At 64.1% G+C, this 11,983-nt stretch carries 13 protein-coding genes and 1 pseudogene; 4 read left to right on the top strand and 10 right to left on the bottom strand.

Annotated features, from left to right (window positions below):
• The first annotated feature begins 185 nt into the window (after nucleotides 1-185).
• Complete coding sequence (locus QF040_RS07840) at nucleotides 186-710, top strand: SET domain-containing protein (protein ID WP_429610569.1); 525 nt, start codon at nucleotides 186-188, stop codon at nucleotides 708-710.
• A 384-nt stretch (nucleotides 711-1,094) separates the two neighbouring features.
• Here the strand turns inward: QF040_RS07840 and QF040_RS07835 are convergent, their stop codons facing one another.
• On the bottom strand, nucleotides 1,095-1,592 hold the full coding sequence (locus QF040_RS07835) for an arsenate reductase ArsC (protein ID WP_429610568.1): 498 nt from the start codon (nucleotides 1,590-1,592) through the stop codon (nucleotides 1,095-1,097).
• Between the two features lie 11 nt (nucleotides 1,593-1,603).
• Between QF040_RS07835 and QF040_RS07830 the strand changes: the two genes are divergently transcribed.
• A complete protein-coding gene (locus QF040_RS07830) occupies nucleotides 1,604-2,167 on the top strand; it encodes a protein tyrosine phosphatase (protein WP_429610567.1) in 564 nt (187 codons plus the stop codon).
• 625 nt (nucleotides 2,168-2,792) lie between these two features.
• On the top strand, nucleotides 2,793-3,047 hold the full coding sequence (locus QF040_RS07825) for a hypothetical protein (RefSeq protein ID WP_429610566.1): 255 nt from the start codon (nucleotides 2,793-2,795) through the stop codon (nucleotides 3,045-3,047).
• Nucleotides 3,048-3,381: 334 nt separating this feature from the next.
• Here QF040_RS07825 and QF040_RS07820 read toward each other — a convergent pair whose 3' ends face one another.
• Entirely contained in the window at nucleotides 3,382-3,663 is a 282-nt protein-coding gene (locus QF040_RS07820; protein ID WP_429610565.1) for an HU family DNA-binding protein, read from the bottom strand.
• An 83-nt stretch (nucleotides 3,664-3,746) separates the two neighbouring features.
• Here QF040_RS07820 and QF040_RS07815 point away from each other — a divergent pair, with 83 nt between their 5' ends.
• Entirely contained in the window at nucleotides 3,747-4,394 is a 648-nt protein-coding gene (locus QF040_RS07815) for a Crp/Fnr family transcriptional regulator (RefSeq protein WP_429610564.1), read from the top strand.
• Between the two features lie 483 nt (nucleotides 4,395-4,877).
• On the opposite strand, the pseudogene QF040_RS07810 reads toward QF040_RS07815, so the two are convergent.
• From QF040_RS07810 to QF040_RS07775, 8 genes and pseudogenes are all read right to left on the bottom strand, one after another.
• Nucleotides 4,878-5,192, bottom strand: a pseudogene (locus tag QF040_RS07810) (LysR substrate-binding domain-containing protein); the annotation flags it as partial.
• A gap of 170 nt (nucleotides 5,193-5,362) precedes the next feature.
• Entirely contained in the window at nucleotides 5,363-6,331 is a 969-nt protein-coding gene (locus QF040_RS07805) for a PDR/VanB family oxidoreductase (protein WP_429610563.1), read from the bottom strand.
• Between the two features lie 47 nt (nucleotides 6,332-6,378).
• Nucleotides 6,379-7,404, bottom strand: a complete 1,026-nt coding sequence (locus QF040_RS07800; protein ID WP_429610562.1) for a Bug family tripartite tricarboxylate transporter substrate binding protein — start codon at nucleotides 7,402-7,404, stop codon at nucleotides 6,379-6,381.
• Nucleotides 7,405-7,470: 66 nt separating this feature from the next.
• Nucleotides 7,471-8,748: a Rieske 2Fe-2S domain-containing protein gene (locus tag QF040_RS07795; RefSeq protein WP_429610561.1), complete on the bottom strand. Its 1,278-nt coding sequence runs from the start codon at nucleotides 8,746-8,748 to the stop codon at nucleotides 7,471-7,473.
• Nucleotides 8,749-8,784: 36 nt separating this feature from the next.
• Nucleotides 8,785-9,354 (bottom strand): MarR family transcriptional regulator, encoded by a 570-nt coding sequence (locus QF040_RS07790; protein ID WP_429610560.1) that lies wholly within the window; start codon nucleotides 9,352-9,354, stop codon nucleotides 8,785-8,787.
• Between the two features lie 186 nt (nucleotides 9,355-9,540).
• Nucleotides 9,541-10,554, bottom strand: coding sequence for an FAD-binding oxidoreductase (locus tag QF040_RS07785; protein WP_429610559.1), 1,014 nt, complete (start codon nucleotides 10,552-10,554; stop codon nucleotides 9,541-9,543).
• Nucleotides 10,551-11,501, bottom strand: a complete 951-nt coding sequence (locus QF040_RS07780; RefSeq protein WP_429610558.1) for a PdxA family dehydrogenase — start codon at nucleotides 11,499-11,501, stop codon at nucleotides 10,551-10,553. Before QF040_RS07780 ends, QF040_RS07785 begins: the two co-directional genes overlap by 4 nt.
• A gap of 2 nt (nucleotides 11,502-11,503) precedes the next feature.
• On the bottom strand, nucleotides 11,504-11,968 hold the full coding sequence (locus QF040_RS07775; RefSeq protein WP_429610557.1) for an aromatic-ring-hydroxylating dioxygenase subunit beta: 465 nt from the start codon (nucleotides 11,966-11,968) through the stop codon (nucleotides 11,504-11,506).
• Between the last annotated feature and the right edge of the window lie 15 nt (nucleotides 11,969-11,983).

Genomic DNA, 11,983 nt, shown 5'->3' with positions numbered 1-11,983 from the left:
CCAGGCCAAAGCCGCAGTGGACACCTTTTCTCGCTGGAACCTCGTGCAGGCGATGGTCGGTTTTTCGCCACCGGCATACTGCCGGCCCTGTCCTGATCGTCTCAACCACTGACGTTTACGTCACTCTTGGCTCGCTTCTTGCGGGCCGCTGCTTTGGGCCGCCCCTTGGAGTGGTCAACGTTGCGATGAAGCGCGGCGAGCATTCATCGACGATTCGGCCCATGCAAAGGACGGAATCCAAGACCGAACACGACATTTCAAACCATCCGCACATTGAAGTGCGCCACAGTGACGTGCACGGCGCAGGCGCCTTCGCACTTTGCAATTTGTCGCCGGGCTCGCTCATCGGGATCTACACGGGCCGACGCTACAGTGCTGACGAGGCCCACGGCGAGGATTGGGACAACCGGCTGACCTATCTCTTTGGCCTTTCCGACGGCACGACCATCGATGGCGCCGAAGGAGGCAATGCGACACGTCACCTGAATCATGCCTGTGAGCCCAACTGCGAAGCTCAAGAGGAGCACGGGGAAGGCGGACAGCTCGTTCTACGCATTGAAGCGATTCGCCACATACGCGCCGGCGAAGAGCTTTTCATCGACTACGCGCTGAACGTCGATGCGGACCCCGATCCACAAGACTATTTGTGCCGCTGCGGTTCGATCAGGTGCCGCGGCACCCTGCTGGCGCCACTGGCCGCACCGGCCTGACGTGCACCGACGCAATCACCGCGCGGGATCAAACGGGGTCGGCGGCGTGCCACGGCATCCGATGCCAAGAAGGGTCCATCCCGCCCTCTCTAAAATTCTTGATTTTCTTGTGGAAAGCGGCCCGTCGTGGTCGCCGTTCCGCTCTTCTATTGCTCACCTATGGCACTCTCGTACCGCGCTCGCACCCAGCACTAAGACGTTCGCGGAGCAAGGTGAACTGTGATTTGTCACGAAAACTTCACCGAAAATATTCAGCGCGTGTCCACGGACTGCCGATTGCCCAGCGAGTTCGGAATGGCCTCGGCCTTTGGGCTCCCATAGGAGCATCCGCGCCCTCGAGGGCTTGCAACCGACTGCGGCGCGGCAAGGAAACAAAAATCTGCGCTAGCTCGTCCCTATGCGGGCAGCCTCGGATTCGAGGACGAGGTGCTCAATTCGTTCGTCCGGCAGCGCGATCAGGAGATCGATGTGCCGGCGGATCGCATACATCGTCTGAACGAAGGCATCGGAATTCGTTTGCGAATCTGCGGCGCGTGGATCGGGATGCGACCAATGGGCGGTCGCAGGGCGGCCAGGCCAGACGGGGCATGTTTCGCCTGCGGCTTCGTCGCAAAGTGTGACGATCAGGTCCATCGACGGCGCTGATGCCGAGGCGAATTCGCTCCAGCTTTTGCTGCGCAGCCCCTCTGTGGAAATACCTCCATCCTGAAGCGCCTTCAAGGTACGTGGGTCAGGCTTCCCGTCGGGTGCCGGAGTGCTGCCGGCAGAGTAGGCGTGGAACCGCTCGCCAGCCAGTTGGTTGAGAAGTGCCTCAGCCATGAGGCTCCGGGCAGCGTTGCTGTTGCAGATGAACAGCACATTGGTGGTGTGTGTTGAGGTCATGGCGAGACGAAGTGACGGACCAGCCGATTGACCTCTTCTTGGATTACCTGCGCGTGACACCGCGCTATATTTGGTTCATGCAACGACGAATTGGGGTTGTTTTCGTTTCGCGGCGAAATTCCTTGCGCAGCGTGCTGGCGGAAGCATGCCTTGCACACTTGGATCAGAAGCATCGGTTCACGATCTTTTCATGCGGGCAACCGGGACACATCGAACGAGTGACCCACCCGGCGGCGGTGGGCGCGCTTCACAGTGCGAGCATCCCTGTGATCAAGACGTCCGGTCGTGGTTGGAACGAGCTTGCGCGGACCGGTTCGCTCGCCGTGGATATGGTGATCACGCTCGATGCCGGCGTGCAGGCTCTCCAGCCGAACTGGCCAGGGCAGCCGGATGCGGCGCTGTGGGCTTACCCGGACGTCGCCGCCGACAAGAAGGCAGAGCAGGCCGGGCACGATGCGCTGCATATCCTGTATTCCCTGAAGCGACGACTGGAACTGTTGATTAACCTGCCGCTGCATGGCGCCGATCGGACCGCGTTGCGCGACGATCTGCGAGACATGGCCCACATGCGTTAGATGCTTCCGAGCGTGTGATGAACGCCACCGCACAGCGACGTGAGGCGACCATGCGCGGACGGTCTAGGCCGATGAGGTGGCAGTAAGCCGCAGCAGGGATTCGCCAGCTGCGAGTGCTTCAGAGGCCCGACGGTAGCTCCATAGCGATGCCGCAATCTCGACTGGGTCGTCTTGCGACTCATGGTCCAGGATGACCCAGGCAAAGCCACCGCTATCGGGCACGAATTCGACGCGCAGGCTCAGGACCGGAGTCTTCACGGTATGGCACTCATCGCATCGAGACTGGCACGTGCGGCATCTGCAGCAAGGCGCAGGGCATCTCCTCCCGAAAGTGCCGCGCTGCCCGAAAGCGCCAAAGCCCGGTCGCCGAGTCTGCAAATCCACCAGCATGCGCCGTTGCGCATGCCGACTTGCACATCCACCCGGACGTGACGGTAAACGAAGGAATGACGCATCGATCTGAAACTGGAGCCAGAGGTCGGAAGGTGGCGGTGCTAGACTGAATCCGCTCGCGGCACCGCAGCAAAGCGCGGATCGGACATGCGATTCGCGAGGCGGATGGGCATTAGGCCCGCCTGACGTTACGCGGCCATGACATGCGTCGTTTACCCTCTACAAGGACACCATGAACGCCATCAAAAAAGCTCGTCAGATCATCACCGCCGCTCCGGAGAGCGACGACGCCAAGACGCTTGCACGCTTGGTACTTGCACTGGAGGCAGAAGCAGACTTCCCTCTTGCAAGCCTCTATGGGCTCGAACTGAGCACCTTCGACCTCGCCCTCGACATGCTTAAGGAATGGCGCTTGGATCGGTACTACGCGCGCAAAGGAAAGCTGCTCGACGTGTCCTATCAGGTGAATGTCCAAGCATCGCATTAGGAGCTAGGAGCGAGTTGTGTTCGTAGCATCGGCGTCGCGACACTGCAGATCTTCATGCGCGCCTGACAGGCAGCACACGCGCGGGATCGCGAAGCCGCCGAAAAGACAATGAAGCGCCTGGCCCTCGATACCCAGCAGTTGAGTCGTTTCGCAATCAGCCAAGGCATGCAAGGGGCGGTCGAGAACCCTGCATCAGGTCTAGATCGATACATCACCTGAATTCGGCTGTCCCACTAGGGTGACGCGCTCCGGCTTTTGTACGGGCGATTAGTCCGATGCAAGCAGCAGTCGAGGGGTGTATGTTGCTTCCGGGCGATCGGGAGCGAAGAGCAAATCAGCTCGTGCCGTTGATCAGATCCTTGAGCACCTTCCCGGCCGCGAATTTCGGCGCCTTGCTCGCTTTGATCGTCAGCGCTTCCCCGGTCGCAGGATTCCGGCCAAGGCGTTCAGCACGGCTCGTCACGCTAAAGGAGCCAAAGCCGATCAGTTGCACAGACTCGTTCCGTGCCAATGCATCCGAGAGATTCTTGAGTGTTGATTCGAGCGCACGAGTGGCATCGGCCTTGCTGAGATTCGTGTCCGCAGCGATGGCGGCGATCAGTTCGGTTTTGTTCAAAAGAACTTCCTTTCGGTCGACGGTAGAACTCTAGTAGCAAATGGCCGAGCGATCCAGAAATCGGGTCGTGTGCCCCTTCAGTCATGTATCTGCATTCGCTTTTTAGCAGTTTAAGCACGGCAGACCGAACGGCATTGATCCACTGCAGTCAGTTTAGGTCTTACCGGCGTAACGATCTGGTGTTCGAGTCTGACGAATGGACGGATCACATGTATTGCATAACCGGTGGGTTGCTGCGGGTCGTGGCACGCGGCAATGTCGGTAGCGCTGACATCACGACCGATTTCATCCGACGGGGAGACATTTTTCACGGACCTTTGCTCAGTGAAGACAACTACCAAGCTGCGCCTACGCTTATCGCCGCTTTGCCTTCGTCGGTGTACCTTGTCCCCGTAGCAGCGGTGCGTGAGCTTTGTGCGAAGCACCCCGAAATGGCGCTTGGCCTGGTCGATCTCACGTTAAGGCGCAGGGGCCTGCTACGCAGGCACCTGCGACGCATCTCTTCGCTGTCCGCGGAGGTGTTGGTTGGTCGTGTGCTTTATGAGCTAACGCAGCTTGCACCCGTCGATTCAGGCGGGTACGACAAGCGCATCACGCAAGCGGTGATCGCCTCCTATTCCGGACTCTCACGTGAAGTGGTCAACAAAACCATGCGCGATATGGAAAGTCGCGGCCTCATCCGGCGGGACGGGGAGGGCATTCATGTGCCGCTAGATTTCGAGGGCGACTGAGATTGCCCGAACCGGCAGAGGAATACGAACGAATATCTCGCTCGACCGGAAATCAAGGGCCTCGCTTTGCTTCTTCGCAGGCATTGGGCTGCGTGACTGGCGCATTGCGGTCAGTGGGGTGCTTCCGCGATGACGTGAATTGGCTCGTGCGTGGAAAAATGGGCGGGGCGGGCGTGTTCGGACACTAGCGACGATCCGAGTCTGCGCCGATCTACGCCTCGCTGGTATTGCGGACGAAGCTCTTCCACGACCACGACCACGACGACTGATCCCGAATCGGCAAGAAGGACCAGCGCCGAAGCCGCTGTCCAGAATCCGCATGGCTTGGGCGCGCAACGACCATGCCGAAAACTCACCTGCGAGAACCTGATGGAAATCTTCTTCAGCGCGGACGTTCGGCCGTGCATCGGCTCTGTCGCGCAAATGCCGGTTTTCTCGATTCGCTGCGGTTGAAGCGCGCAGCCTGGAGAGGCCTCAAGAGCGCTAAAGCGATCCCTGATTTACAGCTCTCGAATATTCCACCGCATAGTCGAGAAATCTCCGGGCTGCCGGAGAATGCGTGCGATGCGCTTGGAAAACGACACTGATGTCTCGCCGTATTACCTGCGTGCGGATACGGCACACCGGCAGGCCCGAGAAAAACGGCAGTCGGGCGATCTGACGGAGAGCGATCGTGTTGGTGATCCCCTGCGACGTCAAGCCCAGAGCGGTCGTCAGCAGTCCGACTTCGTGGGACACCTGCAGCGAGATACCGCGGGCAAGCGTTGTCCTATCAATGATCTCCCGGATACCGTAGCCGGGGGCGCGTGAGAGCGACCGGGATACGTTGCAGGCCCGTCCAACTCACATGATCGCGCTCGACTGGGGCGGCTGGGGGCTGAGCTGGTTGCCCCAAGACCCAATCAACCGCTGAAGTCGTGGTCCGGGATGAGCAGGCCGTGCGGCGGTTGCTTTGCGGCGGGGCGCGCCTAGAGATCAAGCACCAGCGTCCCATTGCAAGCGCGCGAGCAGCAAACCATCATCGTCCTGTTGCTCGCCCGCTCGGCCGCGGTAAGGATTTCGTCGCGATGTTCGGGGACGCCCTCGAGCACACGCACCTCGCATGAACCGCAGATGCCCTGGCGACAGGAATAGTCGACATTCACTCCTGCCTGCAGAAGCGCGTCGAGCGTGCTCATGTCGGATCTCACCATGACGCTGCGTCCGCTCCGGGCCAGGCGCAGTTCGAAGCTGCCCGCATCCGGCGGTGGCGCTGCGGCGCCGAAGCACTCCATGTGAACGCGCGCAGGATCGATGTCTCGCGTCGCTTCGGCAAATGCATCGAGCATGCCCTCCGGCCCACAGCAGTAGAAGTGCGTGCCTGCTGGAGCGTCGGCCACGAGCGCGCCCAAGTCGATGCGGCCCGTACTGGCACTGCTGTGCAGGTGCACTTTCTCTCCCATTTGCCGAAGCTCTCGCGCAAAGGGCGCGGCCGCCGCGTTGCTGGCCGTGTAGTGAAGGCGCCATAGCCGGCCTTCGCGCTCCAAGGCCCTCGCCATCGGCAGCAGCGGGGTGATCCCGATGCCTCCGGCAACGAGCAGTGACAGGTCATCATGATCTGCCAGTGCAAACTGGTTGCGTGGCGCGGATATCTGAATCACGTCGCCGACACGCAACCGGCCGTGCACATAAGCCGATCCGCCTCGACTGCCCGCCTCGCGCTTCACGGCCAGCAGGTAGATGCCTTCCTCGCCGCTGACCACAGAATAGGGGCGCGTCACGCCGTCGGCCAGATGTACGTCCACATGGGAGCCAGGTGATGGAGGCGGGAGTCCGCGATCCTCTGTGTGGCGAAGTTCGATGCTCAGCACGTCCTGCGATTCCAGGCGCATGGCAGTCACCTGGACTGCGAAGACGCTCTCAGCCTGTGCCGCGCTTTTCTCTGCTTGTTCCTGCATTTCTTCCCGAGACCGCGGCCGCAAGGGCCGGCGGTCTTCAGCCTTCCTTACTGTTGCACTGCGAGCCCAGAGGCCTTGATGACCTTGCTGAACTTGGCCACGTCCTTCTCGAGCCATTTCCTGGCATCGGAAGAGCCAACAAAGGTGGGTTGGACATCGAGATCGTTCAGCTTCCGGACGATGTCCGCATCTTTCATCGCGGTCTGTAGCGCCGCCTCGAGCTTCGCGACCACGTTGGTTGGCGTGCCCGCGGGGGCCGACAGCGTCACGAGCTGTTCGTTGTCATCCATCTCAGGGTAGCCCTGCTCGCCGGTGGTTCCGACCTGCGACATGGCCTTCAGGCGCTCGTGCCGCTGAACCGCGATGTTGTGGATGCCGTTGCCCTCGAAGTTGCGAACGATCGAGCTGTAGGGCAGGGCGCAGGCCTGCACCTCGCCGCCCTTCAAGGCAGTCAGAGCCGGGGCAACGCCGTTGTAGGGCACATGGATGACGTTCAGGACGGTGCCCGTCTTGGACTTCACCAGGCCCTTGAACATCTCGAGTTGCAGATGGTTGAGTCCGCTCACGCCCGTCGTGCAGAAGCTCAGGCCGCCCGGCCTGTCATGCGCCAGCTTCACCAGCTCGGGCAAGGTCTTGACCTGCGCCGACGCGTTGACCGCGAACAGCGAGGTATAGACGGCCACGCCACCGAGCGGCGCGTAGTCCTTCAGCTGGTACTCGAAGTTCGGCACGATGAGGTTCAGGAAGCCGAACGCGGACCCGGAGGCGATGAATAGGGTGTAGCCATCGGGCTTGGCCTGCGCGACGTAACGTGCTCCCACCGCGCTGCCCGCGCCTGGGCGGTTCACGACCAGCACCGGCTGGCCCAGCAGGTCGCGCAGCTTTTCCGCGAGCACGCGGGCCGTTGCGTCGAGGCTGCCGCCGGGCGCGAACGGCACGATGATGGTCACCGGCTGCTTGGGGAAGTCCGTCTCGGCGGCCTGCCCATGGCCTGCGCCAAGGGCGACGACGCCGGCAAGCAAAAGGTTGCGGATCAGCGTCCGCGCGCCGAAGGGACGGTGAGGAAGTTTCATCGTTGTCTCCTGGTCTTGTGTGTGGAAGCGCCGGGTGTCGCAGGGTCGCGAAACGCCGAGGTGATCTCAGGTGGCTGCCGGGTCCTTCGGTCGTGCCGTGCCCATGAGGTCGTCCGACTCGGTCGGGTCGAGGCTTTCGGGCAGCACGGTCTGCGTGGCACGCACGCTGTACAGGTGCGGCATGTCCGGGCCCACGGGGCGTTGGCCTTCTGCGCAGGCGAGCGCCGTGTCCATGAGCAACCGGCGCATCGCGACCACGGCGCGATCGCTGGTGCCGAGATGTTCACGCGTCCTGTCCACGATGGGGCCGGCCGACTCGGCGACCATGGCGTCCTGCGCGCGAATGCCCGCAATGCCGGTGAAGGAAACGGTCTTCTGCTGCTGACGATCGATGAGGTAATCGTTGTCCAGCCGTTCCGTTGGACGGGTGGTCCCCGGAATCACGCGGCGGTGTGCGTAGTCGCCGTTGCGCCATGCCGTGAGCTCCTTGTCCTCCAGGGGGCGGTCCGGCCGGAAGGTGGCGCACAGCACCCAGCAGCGCTCATCGTTCATCGGCACCCACATGCGCACCAGCCGGGCTTCGGCCGGATGCGGCGGAATCATGGTGTAGAAGGGCAGCAGGAACTGGTTCAGGCGCCAGTAGCGCTGACCCTCGTCGACGCGCCGCCCATTGCAGGCCATGAAACCCGATGGGCTCGGCACGATCTTCCAGAGCGGCGCCTTGTCGTTCTTGAAGAACCGCCCGGTCAGCGCGCGATCGTCGTCGTTCGTCTTGTCCACCAGGCTGTGCAGGAAGCCGACATGCGCGCTGTCCAGTTCTCCCTCCATGGCCTGGGCGTAGTTGCAGTCCTGTTCCCAGCGCGAGACGTACACGTGCGAGGAGGGCAGCCCGAGCCATTCGAAGTCGGGCAGCGGCGGCATCTTGTCGGGCTCGCCCATGTAGACCCAGAGCACGCCGCCGGCCAGGCGCGCCGGATAGGCGCGAGCGCGCACCTTGCAGCGCATGGGGCTGTCGGGCGCCTCGGTCGGCATGTCCAGGCACTGGCCATCCACGCCGAACTTCCAGCCGTGATAGACGCAACGCACGCCGCCTTCCTCGTTGCGGCCGAAGAAGAGGCTGGCGCCGCGGTGCGGGCATTGCTGGTCGAGCACGCCGACGCGTCCTTCCGTGTCGCGAAACACCACCAGCGCTTCTCCCAGGAGTTGCAGGCGCACCGGCGGCTCGTCGGCGGCGGGCACTTCGGCCTCGGTCATGGCTGGTGTCCAGAAGCACCGCATCAGCTTGCCCATCGGGGTGTCAGGGTTGGTGCGCGTGAGGAGGTCGTTGTTTTCTCTGCTGAGCATGATTTTTTCGTGAGGTACTTTGGGAGGAGTGGACTATCAGTCCGGGCGCTCGGCGTCGAAGGACCCGTCGCTCAATCTCGGAAGGTTCTCGATCAACGTGTGCAAGTCCATGCGCAGGCGCTTGATCTGGGCCGCGCTCATGCCGTGCGTCAACCGGACCTCGCGCTGTTGTGACGTGCTGTAGAGCTCCTGCGAAAGCGAGCGGCCCGCCTCTGTCAGGGTGATCGTCATCTCGCGTCCGTGGCGCGCCAGTGTGACCAAGCCTTGCTGGCTCAGGACCTGCAGACTGCGGCTGGCCGCGGCCTTGTCGACGTCAGCGGCAGCGGCCACGAAGGCCGCGCTGCATTCGTGCTCCACACCCAGCGCGAGCAGAAGCCGGTACTCCGTTGTCCCGATGTCCCAGCGCTCCATGTAGAAGCTCGAGGCGCTGCGACTCAATCGGACGGACAGGCTCGTGACCAGCCAGCCGATGAAGTCCGTCGCGAGCGCCGGCAGCGGTCGATCGACGACCAGGTCGGATGGCTCGGGTCGTCGCTGAGCGGCTCCGGACGTACCGCGGCGACGGGAAGGGCGCGCGGGCGCGGCAATGGTTTTCTTGGCTGGCATCGCGGGATAAAAAATGAGGGAGACTGATTGTTGATCACTCAACGTTGATATGTCAACAATTCGGGGGCGTGTGCCCGTCCCTCGGAGTGAGTTCGACCCCGACGCGACACCGACACGTCGGGGTGGTTATCATCCCCAAGGTGATGGATCCTCTCCTGCCGCGGGGCCTTCGATGAGCGGATGCGATCACGGGTGCGCGGCGGGCCCCTCGACGAACACGTCCGAATGAAAGTCCCTCGCGTCGAGCCCGCGATGCCGTACCGCCGCATCGCGCACCGCGTTCACCATGGCCGGTGAGCCGCAGCAATAGAGCTCGTGTCCCTTCAGGTCCGTGCACGTCGCCAGCAGTGCCTCGTCGGCGCGGCCCGCGAAATCGGCATCGCCCGCTGCGCCGTCGTCACTCAACGCGCTGACGAAGCGCATCTGCGGCCACTGCTTCTGCCAGCGCGCGACCGCCGGTTGCAGGTAGATGCCATCGGCCTGCCGCGCCGCCCAGATCAGCGTGATCGGCCGGTCGATGCGCCGCTTGAGCATGTCGTCCAGGATGGATTTGACCGGCGCGAAGCCGGTACCGCCCGCGACGAACACCACGGGGCGCGCCTCGTCCTCCCGCAGCGAAAACGCGCCGAAGGGCAGCTCGATGTCGACCAGTTCGCCAGCCGCCAGCTGCGGCACGCGCGCACTGAACGCGCCCCCCGGCACGTGGCGCACATGCAGCGTGACGGCATCGCTCTCGTGCGGCGCGTTGGCCATGGAATAGCTGCGCGTGCTGCCGTCGGGCAGCGAGAGCTGCAGGTACTGCCCGGCCCTGAACTTGACGCGCTGCCCCGCGGGCAGGCGCAATTGCAGCACCGACACGTCGGGCGCGGCCAGTTCGTTGCGGAACACCTTCGCCGTGAAGCGCTTGCGCGCGGCCGGATCGATGCGGCGCATCGCGGTCGGCGCGATCTCCAGGTCGCCGCGCGGCGCGCACATGCAGAACAGCACCTGGCCCGGCAGGCAGGTTTCGTTGGCGAGGGCGCCCGTGCCGACGGCCGCCACTTCGCCGCGCACCACCGCGCCGGCGCAGTTGCCGCAGACGCCCTTGCGGCACGAGTAGGGCAGCTCGATGCCGGCGCGCGCGGCGGCGTCGAGCACGCTTTCATTGCCGGCGCATCCGAAGGCGACGTTGCTGCCTGCGATGGCGATGCGATGGCTCATGCCTTGTCTCCCGACAGCAACGCAATGGTGCGCAGCACGGCTTGCGGATCGGCGATGCCGCGGCCCGCGATGTCCATGGCGCTGCCGTGCCCGACGCTCGACAGTAGCGCATCGGCACCGATGCTGAGCGCACTCGCGGCCTGTGGCGCCAGGAGCTTGATGGGAATGTGGCCCTGGTCATGCAGCATCGCCACGTAGAGATCGTGGCTGCGTTGCGCGAGCAGCATGTCGGCACCGGCCGGGCCGTGCACGCGAAAGCCTTCGGCGCGCAGCGTGTCGACGGCAGGCGCCACGATGGCCGCGTCCTCGGGCCCGAACAGCCCGCCTTCGGACGCATGCGGGTTGATGCCGAACACGCCGATCGACGGATCGGCCACGCCCAGCAGCGCGCAGGCCTGCGCCCCCGCGCGAACGGCGTGCGCGACCAGCTCGGGTGTCAGCCGGTCGAGCGCAGTGCGCACGCTCTCGTGCAGCGTGACATGCACGATGCGCAGCCCGCCGCCCACCAGCATCAGGAACACGCGGTCTTCGGGCACGCCGCACACGCGCGCGACCAGCGACGGGTAGCCGCTGAACGCGATGCCGGCCTGGTGGATGGCGGTCTCGTGGTGCGGGCAGGCCACCACCGCATCGGCCTCGCCGCGCCGGCAGGCCTGCAGTGCGGCGGTGGCGGAGGCGACGGCCGAGGCACCTGCCGCCGCATCGATGCGGCCGGGCACCGCTGCGCTCGCGGGCAGTTCGCCTGCGTTCACGAGCCGCACGTCGCGCAGCAGCGCGGCCATGCCGAGCGCTGCCGCCGTGCGCTCGAACACGCTGGCAGGGCCATAGAGCGTGATGCGCGCGCGGTCGGCTTCCGGCAGCGCGATGAGCGCCTTCAGCGCGATCTCCGGGCCGATGCCGTTCGGGTCACCTGCGGCCAGCGCGAGTTGTAGTGAAGGGGCTTGCATGGTCACAGCGGCAGCGCGAGCAGCGTGTCGGTCACGGTGCTATCGCACACCGCCACGCGCGATTGCAGGCGCAGCTGGCCGTCCTGCCGCACGAAGCGGTCCTGGTAGACGCCGGTGGCGAACACCTCGGTCTGCCCCGTGGCCATGATGCGTGCCACGAGGAAGGGCGTGCGCGCCTCCGCGGATTCGGCATCGGCCTTCTGCACCAGCGGCATGCCCAGCAGGTGCCGGTAGCGCTGGCGTTCGTAGATGTTGGCTTCGCGCAGCGCGGCGATGCGGTCCTCGAGCATTGCGCGCGAATCGGCGTAGACGATGCCGGCCGCGAGGCCCTCGCGCTCGTTCTCGATGTGGGTGATGCGGTAGTGGCAGTCTTCTGTGAAGAAGCCGGGCCATTGCTCCAGCGCATCGCTGTCGATGGCATCGGCGTAGGCCGCGTTGAAGGCGCACAGCGCCAGCAGGTCGATCATTGGGGGAGTCCTCGT

This window comes from Variovorax sp. W2I14, assembly GCF_050435205.1.
Classification (GTDB): Bacteria; Pseudomonadota; Gammaproteobacteria; order Burkholderiales; family Burkholderiaceae_C; genus Variovorax; species Variovorax paradoxus_C.
Note: the sequence above shows the minus strand (reverse complement) of the source record. Positions and strands in the feature narration are given on the sequence as shown.